This window comes from Gallaecimonas pentaromativorans, from assembly GCF_003751625.1.
GTDB lineage: Bacteria > Pseudomonadota > Gammaproteobacteria > Enterobacterales > Gallaecimonadaceae > Gallaecimonas > Gallaecimonas pentaromativorans.
Map to the genome: position 1 here is coordinate 61299 of NZ_RJUL01000003.1, position 23743 is coordinate 85041.

The window sequence follows — 23743 nt, forward strand, 5'->3', positions numbered from 1 at the left end:
TCCTTATTGTTCAGATACAAGCAAGTGCTTGGCAGCACCCAGCACCACCTGAATCGCCTGGGCCTCAGTATTGGCCATCAAAGACTCATCGGGGATCTCTTGCTGGGTTCGGTTTACCACCACTCCTGCCACACAACCAGCTTTCAATCCCTGGCTGGCGCACATGGTCAGAAGCGTGGCCGACTCCATCTCATAGTTCAGCACGCCCATGGCTTGCCACTCCTTGAGTGAACCCTGGAAGCGCTGAACAACCCGACCAGAATAGGTGTCATACCGTTCCTGGCCGGGATAAAAGGTGTCGGACGACGCCGTCACCCCTACCACGGGCTTAACGCCCAAGGACCGAGCCGCATTCACCAGCGCCTCGGTACAATCAAAATTGGCCACCGCCGGAAATTCCAGCGGTGCAAAGTGTTGGCTGGCACCATCGAGGCGCACCGAGCCGGTGGTCACGATAATGGACCCTACCGCAATCTCCGGCTGAATGGCACCGGTGGTACCGATGCGCAGAAAGGTGCGAACCCCCAGCTGCGCCAACTCTTCCACGGCAATGGACGTAGAAGGGCCGCCGATCCCGGTGGAGCACACCACCACGCTTTGCCCGGCTATTTTGCCTCCCCACAGGGTAAACTCACGCTGAGCGGCGAGGAACTTGGGCTCCTCGAGGTACTTGGCAATACGCTCTACCCGGGCCGGATCCCCTGGCACTATGGCCAGGGTGGCACCGTTAAGGTCGGCTTTGGTTACGCCAATATGAAACTGTCCCATAGCCTGCCTTAGAAGGTGGTGCCGATGTTGAACGAGAAGAACTCGGTGCTATCACCAGGCTGCTTCTTAATGGGGCGGGCAAAGCTGAACACCATGGGGCCCATGGGAGACAGCCACTGCAGACTCAGACCATAAGAGGCGCGGTAGGCACTGGGGTCACTGTAGTCGTAAAACTCGCGGCTACCGGAGGCAAGAGCCAGGTCCTTGTACTTGCTGTAGTCAAACTCGGTATCCCAAACGTTACCCACATCCACAAACACCGAGGTGCGTACCGAGTGCTTATAGGCTTCGTCGAGGAAAGGCGTCGGAGTGATCAGCTCAAAAGTTGCCACAGCCTTAGCGTTACCGCCCAGCGCTCCACTGACATAGACTAGATCCTCTGACGACGGTAGATAAGGCGGAGTGCCGTCACCGGTAACACTTACCTTACGGCGATAAATCGCCCGCGAGCCCACCGAGTTGGACTCGAAGCCGCGCAAGGTGCGGCTACCACCGGCGTAATAGTCTTCCCAGAATGGCAGCACGGTATCGTTTCCGTTGACCTTGCCATACCCCTGGCCATAGCCCAGATCCAGGCTGGTTGAGAATACCCAGTTCTGCTCACGGTCCAGCGGGAAATAGTTGTTGGCATTGAAGCTCAACTTATAGAACTTCAGATCCGAATTGGGGGTAGTAACTTCCACACCCAGGCTCTGGCTAGAGCCGGCGGTAGGGAAGGTGCCGCGGTTCAGAGTGCGGCGGTTCCAACCGGCAGTCAGTTCGTACTGGTCGTAATGAATACGGCCGTCAAGAATATTCTGGTCGGAATAAACGTTGTAGAACTGCAGCGCCTGCTCGTAAGAACCGATGGAACTCAGCTTGGAGTTCTTATAACCGACACCGAAGGTTAAGCGGTTGTATTCATTGACCGGGAAGCCCAGGTTGGTATTGATGCCCCAGGAGCTCTGGTCATAGGCTTCCAGGTAGGCGCTGCCGTAGTCGACTTTGGTGTAGTAAATGCGCCCGCCCAAGCTCACCGCATCGATGGTGAAGTAGGGGTCGAGGTAGCTCAGGCTGATTTGCTTCTGGTAACGGTTGGTGGAACTGTTGATGCCCACGGTCTTACCGGTACCCAGCCAGTTATTCTGGGTAATACCGGCCGTCAGCGACAAGCCTCCATAAGAACCGTAACCAATACCGGCATTCAAGGAGCCAGAGGGCTGCTCTTTCACCTTGAAATTAACGTCGGCTTGATCGGGCTGATCGGTCAGTCGGTCGGTCGTGTTATCAACGGTTTCAAAGTAACCCAGGCGGTTCAAGCGGTCCTTTGACAGCTCCACCAAGCTGTTGGACAGCCAGGTGCCTTCCATCTGGCGCACTTCGCGGCGCAGCACTTCGTCAGACGTGGTTTCATTGCCTTCGAAGTTGACCCGGTGCACGTAGATACGGGAGCCCGGATCCACATTGATATTGAGGGTCACTTCCTTGGTCTTGGTATCCACTTCAGGATAGGTGGTGACCTTGGGATAAGCGTAACCGAACCGGCCCAGGAACTTGGCCAGCATGTCTTCGGTAAAGGTCACTTCGGCGCCGCTGTAGGTAGAGCCGGGCTTGATGGGTACCAGCTTTTCCAACAGCTCTTTTTTGTCCAGCAGGTTACCGACCAGCTTGACCTCTTTGATCTTGTAAACGTCCCCTTCGGTGACGTTGACGGTGACATAAATGCCGGTGCGATCGGGGCTCATGGACACCTGGGTAGAGTCCACGTTGAATTTGAGGTAGCCGCGGTCCAGATAGTAGGACTTAAGGGTCTCCAAGTCCGATTCCAGCTTTTGCTTCTGGTAGCGTTTTTCGGAAAATACCTGCCACCAAGCAAGCTTGTCTTTCAGCTCGAACTGGTCCAGCAGCTCCTGGTTGGAGAACACCTTGTTACCAACGATGTTGATCTGCTGAATATCGGCCGCTTTACCTTCCTTGAAGATAAACTTCAGACCAACCCGGTTGCGAGGCAGCGCAGTAACCTGGGCCTTGACCGAGGCGTCGTACTTACCCACCGAGTAGTAAAAATCCACCAGACCTTTTTCAATCTGGGTGAGCATGGTGCGATCGAGAGGCTCGCCGACTTTGACGTCGGAGTCTTCCAAACTCTGCTTGAGCTGTTCTTCCTTGATGTCCTTGTTACCACTGAACTCGATGGAGCTAATGGTGGGACGCTCTTTGACCTTGACCACCAAGGTACTGCCATCACGCAGCACTTCAATGTTCTCGAAGTGGGTGGAGCTGTAGAGGGAGCGGATCAACTGGGCGACACGCGCCTGGTCGACTACGTCACCTTTTCTGACCGGAACATAGGTAAGGGCAGCAGACAGCGCCACACGCTGCAAACCATCAATACGAATATCGTTAACTTTAAAGGCATCCATCGCCTGGCTGGGCACAGAAACGGCCGCCAGTACGGAGGCGCACAGCAATGATTGCACGGCTCTCATTGATTTTATTTATCCGTCCTTGCCCCGCTATAACCTTGCGAGGTCGTTAAATATGGCAATACCCATCAGCATCAACAGCAAAGCTGCGCCTATCCGAAAACCCAGTTCCTGGGCTTTCTCCGACAGGGGCTTTTTGCGCACTGCTTCAAAGAAGAAGAACATCAAATGTCCTCCATCCAGAACAGGTAAAGGCAGCAAGTTAATGATGCCCAGATTAACACTGATAAGCCCTAAAAACTGAAGAAAATGTGCGAAGCCGATCTCGGCTGAAAAGCCCGCCCCCTGCGCTATGGCTACCGGGCCGGACAGATTCGTCAGAGACAATTCTCCGGTTATCAATTTGACCAAGGTCGACACGGTCAGGCTGACCATCTGCCAGGCTGATTTTGCCCCCTCAGCCATGGCGTCCACAGGGCCAAAACGCAGTTTGGTCAGCAAGCCCTCGGGCCACTTGGGCGCCTTAGGATAAAGGCCGACATAACCTTGACCATCTCGCTCATCTGGGACCACGGTGATAGCCATTCGTTCACCGTCTCTTTCAATATCGAATACCAGCGCGTTACCTGGGCCTTGTTGAACCGCCTTGGAAAAGGCTTCCCAGTCCACGTCGCCCTGCCCTTCAAGGGCCACAATGCGGTCGCCAGGCTTGAGCCCGGCCTTGGCGGCCGCGCCTCCTGGTACCAGTTTTTCAACCACCACCTCAAAGCGGGGGCTAAAGGCCTTGATGCCGAGGCTTTGCAGGCTGCTTTGCTTGTTAGGGTCAAAATGCCACTGGCGGGTATCGAGGGTCAGCTGGCGGCTGATGCCACGCTTGTCGGCCACGGTCAGGTCAATGGCCTTGTCGCCGATATGGGCCACAAAGGCCAGGTTGACCTCGTCCCAGCTGCGGGTTAGTTGGCCGCCAACGGCCGTTATCTCGCCGCCCACCGGTAAACGGGCCTCGGCGGCAATAGAGCCGGGCAGCACATCGCCAATCACCGGCTTGATGGCCGGCAGGCCCACCATCCACATCAGCCAGTACACCAAAATGGCGAACAGGATATTGGCAGCCGGGCCAGCGGCCACAATGGCGGTGCGGGCTTTGAGGGATTTGTTATTAAAAGCCCGGTGCCGCTCTTCGGGCGCCACCTCGGCCACCCGCTCGTCGAGCATTTTGACGTAACCGCCCAAGGGAATGGCAGCCACTACGTATTCCACGCCGTCACTTGCCACTTTTTTCCACAGTGCCGGGCCAAAACCGATGGAGAACCGCTCCACCTTGACGCCACAGCGCCGAGCTACCCAAAAGTGGCCAAACTCATGGATGGTCACCAGGATGCCAAGGGCAAGGATAAAGAAAAACAGGTTCCACAGCAGGGTCAGCATGGCAGGAGCGATCTCAGGTAAAGGCGGCTTTCATAGTCCAGAGCCAGAATACCGGCTAAGTCGCTGGCTGTCTCGCCGGCAAAGCGGCCAAGGGCCTGCTCAACGGTTTTAGCGATGCCGGTAAAGGGCAGCTGCCCAGCCAAAAAGGCCGCCACCGCCACTTCGTTGGCGGCGTTCAACACCGTGGTTGCCCCCTGCCCGGCCTTACAAGCGTCCATGGCCAGATACAGGCAGGGATAACGAGCAGCATCGGGGCGGTCAAAGCTAAATTGGCCGAGGCTGAAAAAATCCAGCGGCGCTACCCCGGCGTCGATACGCTCGGGGTAGGCCATGGCATGGGCAATAGGGGTGCGCATGTCCGGGTTACCCATTTGGGCCAGCACTGAGCCATCGCTGTAACGCACCATGGAGTGGATAATGCTTTGCGGGTGCAGCACCACCTGGATGTCATCAATGGCGCAATCGAACAGCCAGCGCGCTTCGATAAACTCCAGGCCCTTGTTCATCATGGTGGCAGAATCCACCGAGATTTTCTGGCCCATGGACCAGTTGGGGTGGGCAACGGCCTCGGCCGGGGTAATGGCGGCAAAGCTCGCCAGTTCGCGGGTGCGAAAGGGGCCGCCGGAGCCGGTCAGAAGGATTTGCGTCACCCCGTGCCGGCCATAGCTTTCGCCTTGCTGGCAGGCATAAGGCAGGGATTGGAAGATGGCGTTGTGCTCAGAATCGATGGGCAGCAACTCGGCACCGTGTTCCTTGACCGCCGTCATAAAAAGCTCGCCAGACATCACCAGCGCTTCTTTATTGGCCAGCAACACCCTTTTGCCGGCTTTGACCGCCGCCAAGGTCGGCAGCAGCCCTGCCGCGCCGACTATGGCCGCCATCACCTGGCGCGCCTCGGGGTGCGCCGCTATTTCGCAAAGGGCATCGGGGCCGGTCAACAGTTCGGTGTTGGCGCCAGCAGCCTTTAGCTCGCCAGCCAGCCAAGCCGCCTTGGCGTCGTCTACCAGCACCGCCTGGCTTGGCTTGAATTGCAGGCAAAGGGCCAGCAGCTTCTCGGCATTGGAGTGGGCAGAAAGCGCCACCACCCGGTATTTGTCCGGATGACGGGCCACCACATCCAGGGTCGAATCGCCAATGGAGCCGGTGGCGCCCAGTACAACGACGCCTTGCATCAAACCCCCATGGCCAGCATCACCAGTACAAACACCGGCACCGCGGCGGTGATGGAGTCGATACGGTCAAGAATGCCGCCGTGGCCCGGCAGGATGGAGCCCGAATCCTTGATACCGGCTTCGCGCTTGAACATGGACTCGCTCAAGTCTCCGAGGATGGAGGCCAATACCGTCAGCAGGCTGGCCACTACCATGGCGCTTGGCGAGATGGTCACCGGCCGCAGGTAAACGAAAATGGCGCAAATGACCATGGCCAGGGCCAGGCCGCCCATAGCCCCTTCGATAGACTTATTGGGGCTGACCCGGGGGGAGAGTTTGTTCTTGCCAAAGGCGCGGCCGGCAAAATAAGCGCCAGTGTCGGCAGCCCACACCAGCAGCAGTACAAACAAGATGGCCCAGGCCCCCAGCAGCGGGTCGGTGTCGTGGCGCCAATCGCGCAGCACCATCAGCCCGGTCCAGGTGGGCAGCAACGTTAGGGCGCCAAAGAGGATGCGCCAGCGTTTGTTTTGCTGCCAAAAACGCTTGGGCTCGGGGTATTGGGTAATAAGCACTGCCGCCACCGTCCACCAGAACCCGGCCAGCAGCACCATCAGGCTGTAAAAGCCAGCCGGTTGGCCAAAGGCCCAGACACTGGAAACCGGCACCACATATTGCACCAGAGCCAGTACGGCAAAGGCGATAAGGGCCAGCAGCACTTGATAAAAGCGGCCCTTAAGGCCTGCCAGCGGCGCCCATTCCCAGGCACCCAGCGCCACCAGCACGGCAGCAACCCAGCCAAAGGCATTGATAGGCAACCAGAAAATCACCAACAGAGCCAACGGCAGCAAGAGTAAAGCGGTCAAGATCCTTTGCTTTAGCAAAATCGTTATCCTTATTTTGAATCGTTCATCCAGGCCCTGACCTGGGCGCCGGTGTAGCCAAAACGGCGTTCCCGGCTCAAAAAGACGGCCACTGCCTCTGAAAACGCCTGCTCCCCAAAGTCAGGCCAGAGGGTGTCGGTAAAGTACAGCTCAGCATAGGCCAGCTGCCAAAGCAGGAAATTGGAAATGCGATGGTCGCCGCCGGTGCGGATCATCAAATCCACCGGTGGCTGCTCGCTGAGGCTCAGCTGCTGGGCAAACAGCGACTCGGTGATGTCGCTGCTTTGCAGCTCGCCTCTGGCCACCTGTTCGGCCAGCTGCTGGGCGGCGTGGGTAATATCCCAACAGCCGCCGTAATTGGCCGCCACATTCAGCACCAGACCGGTGTTACCGGCGGTAAGCGCTTGGGCTTCGCCGATTTTCTTTTTCAGGCGTTCTGAAAAGGCACTGCAATCGCCGATGATATTGAGCTTGATGTTGTTCTTATGAAGCTTTTTCACTTCCCGGCCCAACACCAGCAAGAACAGCTCCATCAGGAAATTGACTTCTTCTTCGGGGCGCCGCCAGTTCTCGGAAGAAAAGGCAAACAGGGTCAAGGACTCAACCCCCAGGCGGGTGGCGCAGCGCACCGTTTCCCGGACCGCTTCTACACCCTGTTTGTGGCCCATGATCCTGGCCTTGCCACGGCTTTGAGCCCAGCGCCCGTTACCATCCATGATGATGGCGATATGGCGGGGACTGACCTTGCCGACGACTGCTTCGGTGGCGGGACTCTGGGTCATTGATGGGTTACCTTGGTTCCTAAATAAACAAACGCCGCACAGCAGGGCCATGCGGCGTCAAAACCTTACCCGATCAGGCCTTAGAATTCCATTAACTCGGTTTCTTTAGCGGCCAGGACTTCATCGACCTGCTTCACAAAAGCGTCAGTCAATTTCTGGATGTCTTCCTGGGCACGACGGTCGTCGTCCTCGGAGATCTCTTTGTCTTTGAGCAGGGATTTGATGTCGTTGTTGGCATCGCGGCGCACGTTGCGGATGGCAACACGGCCGTTTTCGGCTTCGGCCCGTACCAGCTTGACCAGATCCTTGCGGCGCTCTTCGGTGAGCGGCGGCAGCGGGATGCGGATGGTGGTGCCGGCAGAAGACGGGTTCAGACCCAGGTCGGACATCATGATGGCCTTCTCAATGGCCTGGATCATGTTGCGGTCAAACACCGTGACCGCCAGGGTGCGGGCGTCTTCAGCGGTGATGTTGGCAACCTGCTTGAGGGGCGTGGCCGAGCCGTAGTAATCGACACGGATGGTGTCCAGCAGGCTCGGGTGGGCCCGGCCGGTGCGCACCTTGGCCATCTGGCTTTTGGTCGCTTCCAGCGTTTTTTCCATACGCTCTTTGGCGTCGGCTTTAATCTCGTTGATCACGGATTGACGTCCTCTTCTTATCAGGCCTGGTGACTAATCAGGGTGCCTTCCGGCTCGCCCATGGCCACGGCTTTCAGGGCCCCAGGTTTGTTCATGTTAAATACGCGGATCGGCATGCTGTGATCGCGAGCCAGGGTGAAGGCAGCAAGGTCCATCACTTTCAGTTCCTGGTCCAGCACTTGCGCGTAGGTCAACTTATCATACTTCACTGCGTCAGGGTGTTTTACCGGGTCGGCGGAATATACGCCATCGACCTTGGTGGCTTTAAGCACGCAGTCAGCTTCGATTTCGATACCGCGCAGACAGGCCGCGGAATCGGTGGTGAAGAAGGGATTGCCGGTACCGGCAGAGAAGATCACCACTTTGCCGTCGCGCAGCATACCGATGGCATCGGCCCAGTTGTAGCTGTCGCAGACCCCTTTGAGGTCAATGGCGCTCATCAGCTTGGCATTCACATAAGCACGGTGCAGGGCGTCGCGCATGGCCAGGCCGTTCATCACGGTGGCCAGCATACCCATGTGGTCACCCACGACCCGGTTCATACCGGCCCGTGCCAGGCCTTCGCCGCGGAACAGGTTGCCGCCGCCAATCACCAGGCCCACTTGGACGCCCAGTTCAATCAGCTCTTTGATTTCGGTGGCCATACGGTCGAGAACTTTCGGGTCGATGCCGAAACCTTCTTCTCCCATCAGGGCTTCACCGGAGAGTTTCAGCAGGATGCGGCGGTATTGGGGCTTGGAACTGGTGCTCATGATCCTTTCTCACCTTGCAGACACAAATCGACCGCGGCACTGAGCCACGGCCCGGATAAAAAGGAGGCCGGCAAGCCGGCCTCTGTACTTCTTACTGCTTGGCAGCTGCGGCAGCCGCAGCGGCGGCAGCTTGCTGGGCCACTTCGGTAGCGAAGTCGACCACTTCTTTCTCGATACCTTCACCCACTTCGAAACGCACGAAGCTGTTGGCGTCGGCGCCGGCGGCCTTGAGCAGGTCGCCCACGGACACGGAAGGATCTTTAACGAAAGGCTGACCGGTCAGAGAGATCTCACCGGTGAATTTCTTCATGCGGCCTTCAACCATCTTCTCGGCGATTTCTTGGGGCTTGCCGGATTGAACAGCGATATCGATTTGGATTTCGCGCTCTTTGGCAACCACTTCAGCAGACACGTCTTCAGGCTTGACGAACTCGGGCTTGGAAGCAGCCACGTGCATGGCCACGTCTTTGGCCAGCTCTTCGCTGCCGCCGGTCAGGCTAACCACAACGCCGATACGGCTGCCGTGGTTGTACACGCCCAGGTTAGCGCCTTCAACGATGGTCACACGGCGAAAGCTCATGTTCTCACCGATCTTGGCGATCAGGTTCAGGCGGGTGGTGTCCAGAGTCTCACCGTTCACTTCGGTGTTACCCAGGGTTTCGATGTCGGTGATGCTGTTGGCCAGGGCGGCATCGGCAGCAGCTTTGGCCAGGGCCAGGAAGGAAGCGTCCTTGGCCACGAAGTCGGTTTCGCAGTTCACTTCCAGGATGGCAGCTTTGGTGCCTTCAGAAGCGATAACGATGGTGCCTTCAGCGGCGATACGGCCGGCTTTCTTGGCAGCCTTGGCCTGACCGTTTTTGCGCATCAGCTCGATGGCGGCTTCGATGTCACCGTTGGTCTCGGTCAGGGCTTTTTTACAATCCATCATGCCCGCAGCGGTGCGGTCACGCAGTTCTTTTACCAGGGCAGCAGTAATTGCCATGTGAAATTCCTCGGTTTTACTTGCCAAAAAACAGGGGCCTTTGGGGCCCCTGTCAACCAATCAATCCTCGATGGTCAATCAAGGGTGAGACCGATGCCTTACTCGGCAGCCTCTACGAACTCGCTTTCGGCAACAGGAGCAACGCCTTTGGCATCGTTCACAGTTGCGGCCACGGCACCCACGTACAGTTGGATGGCGCGGATAGCGTCGTCGTTGCCGGGAACCACATAGTCAACACCGTCCGGGTTGGAGTTGGTATCAACGATGGACACAACCGGGATACCCAGGTTGTTGGCTTCCTTGATGGCGATGTGCTCGTGGTCGGCGTCGATCACGAACAGCACGTCAGGCAGGCCGCCCATGTCTTTGATACCGCCCAGAGACTTCTCAAGCTTTTCCATTTCGCGGGTCAAGTCCAGCGCTTCTTTCTTGGTCAGCTTTTCGAAGGTGCCGTCTTGAGACTGGGTTTCCAGATCTTTCAGACGCTTGATGGACTGACGAACGGTTTTCCAGTTGGTCAGCATACCGCCAAGCCAGCGGTGGTTTACGTAGTATTGACCACAGCTGTTGGCCGCTTCTTTAACGGCTTCGCTGGCGGCGCGCTTGGTGCCTACAAACAGGATTTTGCCTTTCTTACCGGCCACGGAGGACAGGTAGTTCAGGGCATCATGGAACATCGGCAGGGTTTGCTCGAGGTTGATGATGTGCACTTTGTTACGGGCGCCGAAGATGAAAGGCTTCATCTTGGGGTTCCAGAAACGGGTTTGGTGACCGAAGTGAACACCGGCTTGCAGCATGTCGCGCATAGAAACTTTGGACATTTTTTGTCTCCAAAATTGGGGTTAGGCCTCCACGTATCCCATGCATCCGACCCTTGCGGGCACCCCGGCGCATGTGCCGATACGTGTGTGGGTTTAGGTTTGCGGCAATCGGTTTGTAAATTGCCGGCGCGCTTTATACCATAAAGCCCTGACTGAAACCAAGACAGAGCGTGCTTTTTGCGCCCAAAAGAGTAGTTGAATGACTGTCAAAATCAAAACCGCTGATGAAATTGCCAAGATGCGCGTTGCCGGTAAACTGGCGGCCGACGTGCTGGACATGCTGGCACCCCACGTCAAACCGGGGGTGAGCACCGAGCAGCTGGACCGCCTAGCCCACGATTACATTGTCAATGAACAACAGGCCATTCCGGCGCCGCTCAACTACCACGGGTTTCCCAAGTCCATTTGTACCTCGGTCAACCATGTGGTGTGCCACGGCATTCCCGACGAGGAAAAAATCCTCAAAGACGGCGACATCATCAACATCGACGTGACCGTTATCAAAGACGGCTACCACGGCGACACCTCCAAGATGTTTATCGTCGGCAAGCCCAGTATCCAAGGTGAACGTGTCAGTCGTGTGGCAAGAGAAGCGCTGTTGATTGGCATCAAGATGGTCAAACCCGGGGTGCAGCTTGGCGACATCGGCGCCGCCATCCAACAGCACGTGGAAGCGCATAACTACTCAGTGGTGCGTGATTACTGCGGCCACGGCATCGGCAGCGAGTTCCACGAAGAGCCCCAAGTACTGCACTATGGCAAGCCCGGCACTGGCCCGGCGCTGCAAGCCGGCATGTGCCTGACTATTGAACCCATGGTCAATGTGGGTAAATATCACTGCAAAGTGCTTAAAGATGATTGGACCGTGGTCACCAAGGACCGCAGCCTGTCGGCACAGTGGGAGCATACTTTGCTGGTAACCGACAACGGTGTCGAAGTCCTGACCTTAAGGGACGAAGAGACCGACCTGCCGCGCCTTATCGAGCATTGATTGCCAAGCCCCTTGAATGGGGCTTTTTTATAGACGGAAGAATAGAATGAATGCCGCCCTGGCCCTTCGCGAACGCCTAAAAGCCCATATCGACAGCCTCAAGACCCGGCAAAGCCCCGACGCCGACATCATTGCCCTTATCCACGAGCGCGCCGCTGTGATGGACAGGCTGCTGGTGGAGCGCTGGCAGGCCTTGGGCCTGGACAGCAACCGCTTGGCTCTCATTGCCGTAGGCGGCTATGGCCGCGGCGAGCTGCATCCGTACTCCGACGTCGATTTATTGATGCTGTCCGAAAAGGAGCTGACCCCCTCGGAGCAAGAGGCCATCAGCCAGTTCATCACCGAGCTGTGGGATGCCCGCCTGGAAGTGGGCCACGCCGCCCGCACCCTGGAAGACTGCCTGGAAAAGGCCAAAGACGACATCACCATCGCCACCAACCTTCTGGAAGCGCGGCTGCTGTGCGGCTCACAACCTTTGTTTGATGCCTTGAAACGGGGCATGTCGCCGGCCCATTGCTGGCCGGTAGCGGAGTTTTTCAAAGCCAAGGTAGACGAGCAAATCGCTCGCCACGCCCGTTACGACTCCACCGCCTACAACCTTGAACCCAACCTCAAAGGTAACCCCGGCGCGCTTAGGGACATCCAGACCGTGGTCTGGGTACTGCTGCGCCACCTTAACCGCCAGGACTTATCCACTCTCGCCGAGCACGGCTGGCTGGAACAAGACGAACTGGACGAACTCATCGCCTGCCGAGATTTACTGTGGCGGGTGCGTTTTGCCCTGCACCTGGTGGCCGGGCGCAGCGAAGACAGATTGCTGTTTGACCTGCAACCGGAAGTGGCGCGGCGCCTGGGCTTCGAGGGGGATAACCGCCAGGCGGTGGAAGCCATGATGCAGCAGGTCTATCAGACCCTGACCCGGGTCACCGAGCTCAATTCCATTTTGCTCGAGGTACTGGCCGAGGAGCTGAGCCCCGAGCCGCATCCGCCAAGCCGGCGCCTGGACGACCTCTTTGAAGCTCGCGGCAACCTGCTGGTGTGCAGCGCTCCGGAAAAACTCGCCGAGCGGCCCCATTTTTTGCTGGATTTGTTTTTGCACCTGGCCCGGGATTCCAACCTCAGCGGCATTGCCGCCGGTACCTTGCGGGCGCTACGGGCAGCCCGGCGCGAGCTGACCGCGCCCCTTTGTGAAGATCACCTCTGCCGCGAACGCTTTATGAGCCTTATCCGCCACCCGCGCGGCATGGGCCGGCCCTTTAAGCTGATGCACCGCCACGGCATCATGGCCGCCTACCTGCCAGCCTGGGGCAACATCGTTGGCCAGATGCAGTTCGATTTGTTTCACGCCTTTACCGTCGATGAGCACACCTACAAGGTGGTGCGTAACACCTACCGCTTCTCGTTGCCAGACCGCGCCACAGAGTTCCCCCTGGCCAGCCTTCTAGTGCGCCAGATGCGTAAGCCGGAGCTGTTGTATCTGGCGGCGCTCTTTCACGACATCGCCAAGGGCCGGGGCGGCGATCACTCCGAGCTTGGCGCCGCCGACGCTCTGGCCTTTGGCCAGCTCCATGGTCTCTCGGATATCGAGACCCGGCTGGTGGCCTGGCTGGTGGAGCATCACCTGGTGATGTCGGTGACCGCCCAGCGCCGCGACATTTCTGACCCAGAAGTCATCCGCCAGTTTGCGGCCCTGGTACGGGACGAAGTGCACCTTAATTATCTTTACTGCCTGACCGTGGCCGATATCCGCGCCACCAACGACAAACTCTGGAACGACTGGAAGGGCTCTTTGCTGCGCGAGCTTTATTTCGCCGCCCAAAAGGCGCTGCGCCGGGGCCTTGAAAAGCCCATCGACATCCGCCCGGCTATTCGCGAAGCCAAAGAGCAAAGCGCCCGACTGCTGGCCAAAAGGGCCATTACCCCGGCCAGCCTCAAAGAGCTGTGGCGCCGTTTTAGAGCCGATTACTTCCTGCGCCACACCCCCGAGCAAATCGCCTGGCACAGTGAGGCCATTCTCAAGCACCAGCACCGTGACGGGCCGCTGGTGAAACTCTCCAAACACACCACCCGGGGCGGCACCGAGCTTTTTGTCTATACCCGCGACCGGGCCTACCTCTTTGCCACCATCGCCAGCATTCTCGACGGTAAAAACCTGTCGATTTTCGACGCCCAGGTGATGACCAGCAAAGACGGCTGGGCCCTCGATTCTCTGGTGATAGTGGAGCGTGACGGCAGCCCGGTAGAAAGCCCCTCAAGGGTGCAAGGCACCCGCCGCGCCATCGAAAAGGCCCTGCTGCAAAACCAAAAGCCAGAGACCTCCCGCCGGCCCCTGCCCCGCCAGCTAAAACCCTTTACCGTGGCAACGGACGTCACCTTCCTGCCGTCGAGCCGCAAACAAACCTTGATGGAGCTGGTGGCCTTGGACAGGCCTGGCCTATTGGCCCAGGTTGGGCAAATTTTTGCCGGCTGCAACGTGTCCCTTAAAGCAGCCAAGATCACCACCATCGGCGAGCGGGCCGAGGACTTTTTTATCCTCACCACCAACGACGGCGACGCCCTGACCGGGGACGAACAGCAGCAATTGCGCGACGCACTGGTCGGCGCCCTGGCGCCAAGCCAGGGATAATCAAGCCCCAGCCGCCCCTTGGCCCTTGCAGGCCAGGGCCGTGGCTGGCATCTTTGCAAACCCGGCGCCGCCTTGGCGCCCTGTTTTATCGGCCAAGGCCGACACCAAGCACAATTACAGGAGACACTTTCATGAGCGGTAATCACTTTAGCCTGGGCCTGGGGATCGGCACCCGCAGTGCAGCCGGTGACTGGTTGGAAGTGTTCTACAGCAAACCGGTGCTGGCCCCGAGCGCGGCCCTTGTCGAAGCCCTGACCACGGCCGTGGGCTACCAGGGCGGCAACGAGGCGATTGCCCTTTCTGCCGACCAGCTTGAGGCGGTAACGGCCGCTTTTGCCAAGGCCGGTGACAGCGAGCAGCAAGGCATTTGCGCCGCCCTCCAAGGCACCGCCCAGCCGCTGGTGCTGTGCATCCTTGCAAGCGACGCTCAGCCCAGCTCCACCCCTGAGGTGTATTTGAAGTTGCAGCTGTTGTCCCAGCGCCAGGTAAAACCCCACGGCATCAACCTCACCGGCATGTTCGGTCTGCTGCCCAACGTGGCCTGGACCAACGAGGGCGCCATTGCCCTTGGCGAGCTGCCGATGCGCCAGCTCAAGGCCAGGGCCGAAGGCCGGGTGCTGGACGTGCAATCGGTGGACAAGTTCCCGAAAATGACCAACTACGTGGTGCCGGCCGGCATCCGTATCGGCGACGCCTCGCGGGTACGCCTGGGCGCCCATCTGGCCGAAGGCACCACCATCATGCACGAGGGTTTTGTTAACTTTAACGCCGGCACCCTCGGCACTAGCATGGTCGAAGGCCGCATCTCGGCTGGGGTAGTAGTGGGCAATGGCTCGGATCTGGGCGGCGGCTGCTCTACCATGGGCACCCTCTCTGGCGGCAACAACGTGGTTATCTCGGTGGGCGAAGGTTGCCTTATCGGCGCCAACGCCGGCCTTGGCATTCCCCTTGGCGACCGCTGCACCGTGGAAGCCGGCCTTTATGTCACCGGCGGCTCCAAAGTGGTGGTGCTGGATGAAAACGGCCAGGAAGTGGAAACCGTCAAAGCCAGCGCCCTGGCTGGCAAGCCGGACCTACTGTTCCGCCGCAACTCGCAAAATGGCCGCATCGAAGTGAAAACCAATAAGTCCGCCATCGAGCTCAACGCCGAGCTGCACTCACACAACTGAGCCCCCGCTCGCCGACAAAAGCCGCCCGAGGGCGGCTTTTGTCAAAAAATTGACGCACCATGCATCCAAATGCCGCCAGCCGCCGTTTGATACCAGCAGGCAGTTGTTTAGCTGTTGTCTGAGCCCTGTTAATCAAGAGGATAAACTCATGTTTAAACCGACATTGGCTTGCATCGCTACCGCACTGACAATCGCCTCAGCCAGCGCCATTGCTGGGCACACCAATAACGTGCTGACCACGGATCTTTATGGTACAGAACAAGTGAGTAACGGCATGAGCCAGCGTATCGCCGGGGACCCCAACGGCCGAGGTGAAGCCTACGTCTTTGGCATAGATGGCGATCCGCAGACGCTTTGTTATGTGCTGACGGTGGAGAAAATCCAGTTGGTGCCGGTTGGTGCCGGAATGGCGGCTCACATCCACGAAGGCCCCAGGGGAGCTAATGGCCCGGTGGTGGCTGTTTTAGCAGGCCCGGAGGACGGCAACGCCGCGGACTGCCTGAGCGAGTATGAAGACGGCAAGTTCCCAAGCGCTGAGGCAGGTATCGTGCAGCGTATCTTGGAAAACCCCGAACAGTTCTACATCAACGTTCATAACCCGCAATACCCCAATGGCGCCATCCGCGGCCAACTGCGTTATCAAGACCCAAGAGATGTGCTTTAAGTAAAAAGGGCAGCCCGAGGGCTGCCCTTTTATGCCAGTTGCCGGTTAAGCGCATCGCGCAGGCTGGCCGCCCGCACCCCGAACACCAGTTGCACCCCCTGGCCTATCACCAACACGCCGCTGGCCCCCAGGCGCCGGCAGGCTTTTTTGTCCACCATCCCAGGATCGGCCACTTGTAACCGTAACCGGGTAATGCAGGCATCGACCCGCTGCAGGTTTTCCTTCCCCCCGAGGGCGGCAAGCAAGGCATCGGCCACCACCTGATTGGTCGCCGGTACCGCTTCTTGCACCGGCGCTTCGGCTCGCCCCGGGGTTGGCAGTTTAAAGGCGCCAATGGCCACATAAAACACCACGAAATACAGCCCGGCCCAAAGCGGCGCCAGCCACAACAGCGGCCCTAGGTGGCTGGCCAGCGGCCAATAGGCCACAAAGTCAATCAGCCCCTGGGAATAGCTGATGCCGTGATGCACCCCCAGCAGGATACACAGCACAAAGGCAAGGCCGTTCATGATGGCGTGAAACACGTAAAGGGACGGCGCCACGAACAAAAAGGCAAACTCCAGCGGCTCGGTCACCCCGGTGACCATGGAGGCCAAGGCGCCGGAGAGCATGATGCCGCCAACCTTGGCCCTGTTACCTGGCGTTGCCCGTAGCCAAATGGCCAAGGCGGCCATGGGCAGACCGACGATTTTGGTTAGATACCCCCCGGCCAGGTGCCCGGCGGTAGGATCGCCCGCCAAAAAGCGCCGCACTTCACCGCGGATCCAACTGCCGTAGCAGGCATCCTGCCCCACCGGCAACACCTGCCCGTCCAGCACGCACACCCCACCAGACTCAGTAAAAAACGGCACATTCCAGATGTGTTGCAAACCGAGGGGGGAAAGTAGCCTGTCTACCACGCCATAAAGGCCCCAGGCGGCTACTGGGTCGCCATCAGACACCCAGTGCGAAAACTGGGCTATCCAGTGGGAAAGAGTGGGCCAGACGGTAGCAAGGCTCGCTGAAAGTACCAGCGCTGGCAACACAATAAGGGCCGCCAGCAGTCTTGGCCCGGAGAAAAAAGCCAGCGCCGCCGGCGGCTGCCAGTGGCGGCTAAAAGAGGCAACATAGGCCACCATTAGCCCGACCACTACCCCACCGGCGGCGCCGGTATCCACCGGGCCGCCGGCAAAGGCGTCGAGGCCGGCGTTGGTAATGAGATAGGCGATCACCGCAGCAAGGGCGGCGCTACCATCGTTACGGCTAAGGCCGGTGGCAACCCCCACCGCAAACAGCAGCCCCAAGTGGGCAAACACCGCATCGCCGGTCTGATACAGCCAGGTAGAAACAGCGCTGGACCACCAGCCGGGGGCGGCGGCACCAAGGCCCAGCACCAAGCCTGCCGCCGGCAAAATCGCCACCGGCAGCATCAGGGCTTGGCCCAAACGCTGGGCTTTTGCGAACAGGCGTTTTCTCACTTAGAGCGCGGCACTCCATTGTTCAAGCCAGGGTAGCGCTTCCTGCTCTGGCTCTAGGGTTTCCAGAGAGTCAATGTTAAGGCGTGGCAGCAGGGCCTTGCCGCCCAGTTCTTCAAGCAGCTCTTCAAACTGGTTGCCGGCCCCGCAGTAGGTATCACCATAGCTCGAATCACCAAGGGTGATAATGCCGTAGGGCAATTGGCTAAGTAGCGGGAAGGTATTTTTGAGTTCGATGAAAAACGGCACCAGGTTGTCCGGGACATCCCCCTGGCCAGTGGTGGAGGTGACCACCAGCAAGGCATCGGGCTTGTCGTAAATCACTGCCGCAACGGTAGGATCGGCAAACAGCACAGCCTGATGGCCGCTGTCGTTCAGTTTTTTCTCAAGGGTCTGTGCCAGTTGTTCAGCGGCGCCATAAACGGTGCCGCACACCAGATGAATAATCGCCATTACGCTTCCTGTTCATGCCAGGCAGCCGCTTTGGCCATCACGGCCTGACTGTCCCAGCCAAAATGATTAAAAAGTTCGGTCCAGCTTGCCGGTAAGCCCGCTTTGATGTCCAGTGGGTTGCCGGTGACCGGATGGGTAAAAGAGAGTCGCCAAGCCCGCAGCCCCAACTCGCTAAAGGCCATCTGCTCACGGAAAAAACGGTTATGTTTACCGTCGCCGTGGGTGGTGTCGTTGATGATGGGGTGACGCAGATGATCAAAATGGCGGCGCAGCTGGTGGCGCCGGCCGGTTTTGGGCGAACAACTGATCAGACTGTAACGGGCGGTATTGTAGCGGCCAACAGCAAAAGGCAGCTCGCCATGGGCCAGGGGAGCGTAAGCAGTGACCGCATCCTGGGCACTTTTTTCCAGGCGAGGTTGACCCATGACAGCGTCATGCTCTTCCACCAAGGGGTAATCGAGCACGGCCCCTTCCTTGACCCAGCCACGCACCAAGCTCAGGTAGCTTTTCTTGACCTGGCGTTCAGTAAAAAGCGTGGTGAGCTGGCGGGCCACGTCGCTTGACAGGGCAAACAGCAGCAAGCCCGAAGTGGGCCTGTCCAGCCTGTGCGCCGGAAACACGTGCTGGCCCAATTGATCGCGCAGCAGCTGCAAGGCAAAGAGCTTCTCGCCGCTGGCGATTTTGGAGCGATGCACCAGCAATCCGGCCGGTTTATCGATGACCACCAGATGCTCGTCTTGATAACAGATGGGTAGCATCATTCGCGAACGCGTTTCCCGCTCAATAGCTCATCGAGGTCGGCAATCAACTCCAGCAGCGGCACCAGCCGCGAGCCATGATGACGCCAGGATTCTTCTGCCATAGGGCAGACGCTGACATTGCTGGGCGCCTGGTTTTCACCAATTAAGACCTTCAGTTTGGGCAGGTAGATAAACTGGACCCACTGCTCGAAATCCAGAGTGTCGACCGCAAAGGGCTCGGTGCTGGCCAGAGCCTGCTCGCCGGGGTGCTGCTTGGCCCACAGTTTTTGAAGGCGCATCTCCATTTCGATTTGCTCGAGCAGCAGCAGCGCCTGTTGATGTTTGTCGCTCATATCGACTCCTTTGCAAGGGCGTCTAGGATAGCAAAGCCAGGCTCCCTATAATGCCCCTTTTTCCGTTAAGAGCCCGACCATGGAACTTCACAACCTGGCCGATTTTCTGGCCGCCAGCGGCGCACGTTATCAGGTCTTTGATCTTGGCCGGCGCGTCAGTCCCCTGCCCCAAAGCGATTTCGAACGCTATGCCAGCGGTCAGGCTCCTTATCCATTTCCGCTGCAGCGCCAAGCCTGGCTTGGCATCCTGTTTTGGAAGGAGCAGCCCTACGTCTGGTTTGTACGCTTAGGGCTTGACGAGCAGGGCCTCATAAACCAAGGCCAGGCTGCCCAATTCATGGCCCAGGTGCTGGCTGCCATGAAAGAAGGCAAAGACGCCCTGCCCGATAACCCCTACACCTTTGTACCCAGCGAAGAAAAACGGGCCGCTTTTCACAGCCAGGCCAGGCTGTATTTGGGCCAGGGCGCTTCGCTCTTCTACGAAGAGGCAGCCGCCTTTGCTCGTGGCCAGCTTGACGACTGGCAGCGCCTGGGTTTGCAGGGATTGGCCGATCTGGTTGCAAGAGACCGGCAAAGCGACCATTTCATTGCCTTCATTGCCAGCGCGCCAGAGCCGGTGCTGGCGCAAGTTGCCATCCAACTGGAAAACTACCCCATCGACACGGCGCTGGCCGAGGCTTTGTGGCAGCGCTTTAACGCCCTGCCGCAGCTTATTGCCCGTGCGCTGGCCCAAAGCCCGCTGCAGACTGAGGCGGCCGATAAACTGCTAGCACTTGGGGATATTCAATCGCTGCTGGTGGTTGCTGGCAGGCTTTGGGAAGCCCTTATGGATAACGCCCGCCTTGGCCGCTTTTTAGAAGCCGCTGCGCGCTGTGACGACGGCCGTCACTTCCAGGCGCTATTTGCAGACCTGGTGATGGTGCCTGCGCTTCGCAGCCAACTGCTGGCCAAACTGCGCGATCCGGCGCGATCCGACATCCTAGGCCAAGCCATTGGGAGGCTCTTTTGAGCGAGTTACTGTGGCTACTGGCCGTTGCTATCGGGCTCTTTATTTTCTGGCGCCTGCGCCAACAAGAAGAGTGGGCCCGCCTGGCAGCGGCTAATCTGTGCAAACAGCAGCAATTGCAACTGCTGGAAGTGGCGCTGGTCAAAAGGCGCCTAGGGAAAGGTGGCCTTATTCACCGCTACGCCCTGGATTTTAGCCAGTCGGCTGACACCCGCTATCAGGCAGTCTTTGAGATGCAAGGCAGGAAGATGGTGAGCGTGGAGTGGCCGGTAATGCGGGATATCTAACGCCAAAAACAGGCGCGCCGGGCAGATTCCATTGCCCGGCGCGTAACTAAAAAGAAAATCCGTTTTTCTGGCGTCCTTTCCGGCTTCCTTGCCTTTCCCTTTCGGTGTCCTACCGCAGTCCTGTTTCGGCGTCCTGCCTGGCCGGCATCCTGCCCACCATCTTCATCCGTGAAGCGTGTTCCTGTTCCTTGCCAACCTTGGCTTTATCCTTGTGGTCTGTCCCTAGCCACGTAATAAAGTTTACTGTCATTCCCGGCCTAAACAACGCCTCCACACCCCATCTCAGCCATGACGAACCTTTAAGAAAAAACACTATTTCAAATAAAAACAAAACGTTAAAAAAAATTCGCCGACATCACACCCGACTCAAACCCCAAAAGGCGCACAGCCTTGTAAGCTATTTCGCACAAAGGAAGGAGGAAGAAGGTAAAGGCGCGGTTAAAAAATAGGCTGAGTAGCCAAACAGAAGGTCCCTGGTTCGATGACAAGGCCCCAAAAACAAGAAGCCGGGAAGAGGTAACCTCTTCCCGGCAAGAGCGGCTTGGATGTCGATTCCTTGCGCTTTATGCTCCTTGCATCGTTCCTTGATTCTCCCACTCCTTGGGATTTCCTTTAATAAGGCTCCTGCCTTGGTCCTTTTCGGTATCCTTACCTGGCTAAGCGTCCTGCCCCGCCACCTCTTTCCTGAGGCCTGTCATCATCCCGATGACCTCTTCCTTGCTTGTCCTTGTCAGTATCCATCTGACAGTGTCTAGATTAGCGTCTGGGCAGTTGATAACAAGCAGGTAACGAACAGAAAAACCCCAATGACGCAGCCAAGCTAACGCGTATAAAAACAACAAATAGCTGTTTTATAAAACAATAAAAAATTGAAGTGGGATGAAGCACGCGACTAAATACGGAGATTGTCCCTGGCTTTGTAAGAGATCTCGCACAAGGCTGCGGGTAAAGAAGGCGACTGTCTGCAGAGGGGGATGAGCAGGGAATTTACAAAGCACCAGAAACAAGGTGGCCGGGACGGGTCTCCCCATCCCGGCCAAGAGCGGCTCGGTGTCGATTCCTTGCGCTGTATGCTCCTTGCATCGTTCCTTGATGCTCCCAATCCTTGGGCATTCCTTATTAACGGCGTCCTGCCGATGTTCCGTTCGGTATCCTTACCTGGCCAGACTCCTGTCCCGCCACATCATCCTGATGGTTACCGCGTCCTGCGGTGTCTTCCTTGCTTTCGTCCTTGCTGCCAACGTCCTGTCGACAGGGATAAGAATACGCGAGCAGGCTTTGATAACAAGCACGCTTGCTAGGCACAGGCTTAACAGTGCGAGAACAAAAAACCAGCAATTAAAACCTAATTCATTGATTTAAATAGGCCTTAAAAAGCAAGCACCGATGTTAACCGACAGTGAAAAGCGGAATAAACCCCAACCTTTGTGAGATATGGCTTACAAAGTTTTTCCATAATTTCCCGAGCAGCAATACTGACAACAAGGTATCAATTGCCTTTGGTGGGATTACACTGGCTAGAAGACCCTTGCAGGAGAGCACCATGGAACAACCGGTACATTACTTGCGCGAGCTTTTTGCGCAGTTGGGCCTACCCGACGGCCACGACGATATTGAGCAATTTATTGCGACTCACCAGGGCCTGAACGCCAGAACCAACCTGGCCGATGCGCCGTTTTGGAGCCAGTCACAGGCCAGCTTTCTGCGCGAAGGGCTAAGGGCCGACTCTGACTGGGCCGAGCCTATTGATGAGTTGAACGTGCGTTTGCGCTGAATTTGTGGATCATAGGGCCCCTTCAAACGGAGGAGCCCTGCCATGTCCCGTGAACTGAGTGATGTGATTGCTGCCATCAAGGCCGAAGGACGAAAACCCACCCTGGCTCTGGTTAAAGCCAGGTTGACCAGCACCGTGCCGCTGCCCACCATCATCAGGGCGCTGCAGGGTGGCAACATCGCCGAGGTTGCCGATGCCCCGCCTCCTCCGCCTTTCACTCCGGCCCAGCAAGCCTGGATAGCCCAGTACGTGGCAGCCCAGTTGGCCCCGTATCAGGCGGCTCTCGCCGCCCACGGCATCGCCCTTGCCGACAAGGATGCGTGATGTACCTGGTTGACGTGACCTTTGATCTGTATGAAGACAGCGCCGTGCACCTGGTAGAAGGGGCAGTGATGCGCGTCTTTGACGCTTGGCGCCATCAGGGCCAGGTATTGGGCCGGGAGCTGCCCACCTGGATAAAAGACGGCAGCCTCAACTTGCGGGTGGTGTGCCCCGAACCTGACAGCCTGCACAGCCGTCACTTGTCACCGGCTGGGCGCCATGCCCTGAAAAAACTGGGCGAAGCGGGCCTGACCCAACCTAGGGTCAAACTGCTGGGGCGAGACTTGTTTTCCGACACCACCGCCGAGCCAGAGCCTCCTAGCTGGCAGCTGCTCTACGCCACCTTTGTGCACAACTGCAGCCCGCTTCGCAGTGGTGATACCCTGGCGCCCATTCCCCTTTACCGGGTGCCGGCCATCGCCAACGGCGACCATAAACTGCTGCTGCGCTGGCAAGACGACTGGATGGCGTGCGATCAGTTGCAGATGAACGGCGTAAGCGCTGAGCAGTCAGCGCTGTTTGAATTGGGCGCCCCTCAAAGCCCCCTTGGCCGGCGCGGCACCGACTTTGCCAAACGCCTCGAGTATCTGACCAAGATCCCCACCTATTACTATCTGTACCGGGTCGGCGGCGAGAGCCAGGAAGCCGAAGCGCAGCGTCCCTGCCCTGGCTGCGGCCAGCCCTGGCGACTGGCCGAAACGCTGCACGGCATCATCGACTTTAAATGCGACGCCTGCCGGCTGGTATCCAATCTCAGCTGGGATTTTCAGTAAGGCTGTCGAGAAAGGCGGCCAGGGACGGCGCCAAGACCTCGGTCGCCTCTTTACCCACCGGCTCCAGCACCACCTCGCCGCTTTGGTTGTCGATGCTGAGCATGAAGTTGTCGTCGTCGGTGCAGGCAAAAAACACCGTTACCGGTTGCTTTAGGCGCCGCTTCATCAGCACGTGGCCAATGATGTTTTGCTGCAACCGCTCAAAGTCCTGCGCGTTCCAGGCCCCCAGTAGCTGCACTTCGCCACGCTGATGGCCCACCCGCAGGTATTCCATAAAGTAGTGGCTGAAATAGGCTTTGATGCTGGGATGCAGTTCAAGCTCAAGGGCGCTCTCGACATTGGCAAAATCGCCGGCAGGCTCGCGCTTTACCGGGTGCCAGCGCCCGTCGCCTTCACAGGGGGATGGCCAGTCGGGGTCGGGCTGGTAGCGCCAGCAATCGTGGTCTTGGGGAATACGGCTAAAGAGGCGTTCAAGGGCGCTTAGGCTGTCCATCGGGGCGGGCTCTTGGATACAATGGCAGGCC

General features: G+C 58.2%; 24 protein-coding genes. 9 read left to right on the forward strand and 15 right to left on the reverse strand.

The genetic code is table 11. From position 1 onward, the window contains the following. Nucleotides 1-3 precede the first annotated feature (3 nt). From udp to rpsB, 10 genes are all read right to left on the reverse strand, one after another. On the reverse strand, nucleotides 4-768 hold the full coding sequence (gene udp / locus EDC28_RS05835; protein WP_123420974.1) for a uridine phosphorylase: 765 nt from the start codon (nucleotides 766-768) through the stop codon (nucleotides 4-6). An 8-nt stretch (nucleotides 769-776) separates the two neighbouring features. Next, complete coding sequence (gene bamA / locus EDC28_RS05840; RefSeq protein ID WP_123420975.1) at nucleotides 777-3236, reverse strand: outer membrane protein assembly factor BamA; 2460 nt, start codon at nucleotides 3234-3236, stop codon at nucleotides 777-779. A 27-nt stretch (nucleotides 3237-3263) separates the two neighbouring features. After that, nucleotides 3264-4601, reverse strand: a complete 1338-nt coding sequence (rseP, locus tag EDC28_RS05845; RefSeq protein ID WP_123420976.1) for a sigma E protease regulator RseP — start codon at nucleotides 4599-4601, stop codon at nucleotides 3264-3266. Continuing rightward, a complete protein-coding gene (gene ispC / locus EDC28_RS05850) occupies nucleotides 4595-5773 on the reverse strand; it encodes a 1-deoxy-D-xylulose-5-phosphate reductoisomerase (RefSeq protein WP_123420977.1) in 1179 nt (392 codons plus the stop codon). The genes rseP and ispC overlap by 7 nt, the downstream gene beginning before the upstream one ends. Beyond that, a complete protein-coding gene (locus EDC28_RS05855) occupies nucleotides 5773-6615 on the reverse strand; it encodes a phosphatidate cytidylyltransferase (protein WP_244946549.1) in 843 nt (280 codons plus the stop codon). The genes ispC and EDC28_RS05855 overlap by 1 nt, the downstream gene beginning before the upstream one ends. 29 nt (nucleotides 6616-6644) lie before the next feature. Beyond that, a complete protein-coding gene (uppS, locus tag EDC28_RS05860) occupies nucleotides 6645-7415 on the reverse strand; it encodes a polyprenyl diphosphate synthase (protein WP_050657424.1) in 771 nt (256 codons plus the stop codon). A gap of 80 nt (nucleotides 7416-7495) precedes the next feature. Then, complete coding sequence (gene frr, locus EDC28_RS05865; RefSeq protein ID WP_050657423.1) at nucleotides 7496-8053, reverse strand: ribosome recycling factor; 558 nt, start codon at nucleotides 8051-8053, stop codon at nucleotides 7496-7498. Between the two features lie 20 nt (nucleotides 8054-8073). Further along, nucleotides 8074-8805 (reverse strand): UMP kinase, encoded by a 732-nt coding sequence (gene pyrH, locus EDC28_RS05870; RefSeq protein WP_050657422.1) that lies wholly within the window; start codon nucleotides 8803-8805, stop codon nucleotides 8074-8076. Nucleotides 8806-8896: 91 nt separating this feature from the next. Further along, complete coding sequence (tsf, locus tag EDC28_RS05875) at nucleotides 8897-9787, reverse strand: translation elongation factor Ts (RefSeq protein WP_050657421.1); 891 nt, start codon at nucleotides 9785-9787, stop codon at nucleotides 8897-8899. Nucleotides 9788-9885: 98 nt separating this feature from the next. Further along, a complete protein-coding gene (gene rpsB, locus EDC28_RS05880; RefSeq protein WP_050657420.1) occupies nucleotides 9886-10608 on the reverse strand; it encodes a 30S ribosomal protein S2 in 723 nt (240 codons plus the stop codon). Nucleotides 10609-10807: 199 nt separating this feature from the next. Between rpsB and map the strand changes: the two genes are divergently transcribed. The 4 genes from map to EDC28_RS05900 all read left to right on the forward strand — a co-directional run bounded on the left by map (nucleotide 10808) and on the right by EDC28_RS05900 (nucleotide 16058). Continuing rightward, the gene (gene map / locus EDC28_RS05885; RefSeq protein WP_050657419.1) at nucleotides 10808-11599 is read left to right on the forward strand and encodes a type I methionyl aminopeptidase; all 792 of its coding nucleotides are present in this window, start codon (nucleotides 10808-10810) and stop codon (nucleotides 11597-11599) included. Between the two features lie 46 nt (nucleotides 11600-11645). Beyond that, entirely contained in the window at nucleotides 11646-14225 is a 2580-nt protein-coding gene (gene glnD / locus EDC28_RS05890; RefSeq protein ID WP_123420979.1) for a [protein-PII] uridylyltransferase, read from the forward strand. 131 nt (nucleotides 14226-14356) lie between these two features. Continuing rightward, on the forward strand, nucleotides 14357-15394 hold the full coding sequence (gene dapD / locus EDC28_RS05895) for a 2,3,4,5-tetrahydropyridine-2,6-dicarboxylate N-succinyltransferase (RefSeq protein ID WP_123420980.1): 1038 nt from the start codon (nucleotides 14357-14359) through the stop codon (nucleotides 15392-15394). Nucleotides 15395-15542: 148 nt separating this feature from the next. Then, nucleotides 15543-16058: a CHRD domain-containing protein gene (locus EDC28_RS05900; protein WP_050657416.1), complete on the forward strand. Its 516-nt coding sequence runs from the start codon at nucleotides 15543-15545 to the stop codon at nucleotides 16056-16058. Nucleotides 16059-16087: 29 nt separating this feature from the next. Here EDC28_RS05900 and EDC28_RS05905 read toward each other — a convergent pair whose 3' ends face one another. Genes EDC28_RS05905 through EDC28_RS05920 form a run of 4 tightly spaced genes read right to left on the reverse strand, consistent with a single transcriptional unit; the run spans nucleotide 16088 to nucleotide 19058 of the window. Next, entirely contained in the window at nucleotides 16088-17515 is a 1428-nt protein-coding gene (locus EDC28_RS05905; RefSeq protein WP_050657415.1) for a PTS transporter subunit EIIC, read from the reverse strand. Further along, nucleotides 17516-17965, reverse strand: a complete 450-nt coding sequence (locus tag EDC28_RS05910; protein WP_050657414.1) for a flavodoxin — start codon at nucleotides 17963-17965, stop codon at nucleotides 17516-17518. Further along, complete coding sequence (gene truC, locus EDC28_RS05915) at nucleotides 17965-18726, reverse strand: tRNA pseudouridine(65) synthase TruC (protein ID WP_123420981.1); 762 nt, start codon at nucleotides 18724-18726, stop codon at nucleotides 17965-17967. The genes EDC28_RS05910 and truC overlap by 1 nt, the downstream gene beginning before the upstream one ends. Continuing rightward, nucleotides 18723-19058, reverse strand: a complete 336-nt coding sequence (locus EDC28_RS05920; protein WP_123420982.1) for a YqcC family protein — start codon at nucleotides 19056-19058, stop codon at nucleotides 18723-18725. The genes truC and EDC28_RS05920 overlap by 4 nt, the downstream gene beginning before the upstream one ends. 79 nt (nucleotides 19059-19137) lie before the next feature. Here EDC28_RS05920 and EDC28_RS05925 point away from each other — a divergent pair, with 79 nt between their 5' ends. From EDC28_RS05925 to EDC28_RS05945, 5 genes are all read left to right on the forward strand, one after another. Beyond that, nucleotides 19138-20067, forward strand: coding sequence for a DUF3549 family protein (locus EDC28_RS05925; protein ID WP_123420983.1), 930 nt, complete (start codon nucleotides 19138-19140; stop codon nucleotides 20065-20067). After that, nucleotides 20064-20351, forward strand: a complete 288-nt coding sequence (locus EDC28_RS05930; protein WP_170164043.1) for a DUF3301 domain-containing protein — start codon at nucleotides 20064-20066, stop codon at nucleotides 20349-20351. Before EDC28_RS05925 ends, EDC28_RS05930 begins: the two co-directional genes overlap by 4 nt. 1543 nt (nucleotides 20352-21894) lie before the next feature. Then, nucleotides 21895-22125, forward strand: coding sequence for a DUF2789 domain-containing protein (locus tag EDC28_RS05935; protein ID WP_050657410.1), 231 nt, complete (start codon nucleotides 21895-21897; stop codon nucleotides 22123-22125). Between the two features lie 42 nt (nucleotides 22126-22167). Continuing rightward, complete coding sequence (locus tag EDC28_RS05940; protein ID WP_123420985.1) at nucleotides 22168-22449, forward strand: hypothetical protein; 282 nt, start codon at nucleotides 22168-22170, stop codon at nucleotides 22447-22449. Beyond that, nucleotides 22449-23219, forward strand: a complete 771-nt coding sequence (locus tag EDC28_RS05945; RefSeq protein WP_123420986.1) for a Zn-ribbon-containing protein — start codon at nucleotides 22449-22451, stop codon at nucleotides 23217-23219. The genes EDC28_RS05940 and EDC28_RS05945 overlap by 1 nt, the downstream gene beginning before the upstream one ends. On the opposite strand, the gene syd is transcribed toward EDC28_RS05945, so the two are convergent. After that, a complete protein-coding gene (gene syd, locus EDC28_RS05950) occupies nucleotides 23200-23712 on the reverse strand; it encodes a SecY-interacting protein (protein WP_123421232.1) in 513 nt (170 codons plus the stop codon). The genes EDC28_RS05945 and syd overlap by 20 nt on opposite strands. Nucleotides 23713-23743 lie beyond the last annotated feature (31 nt).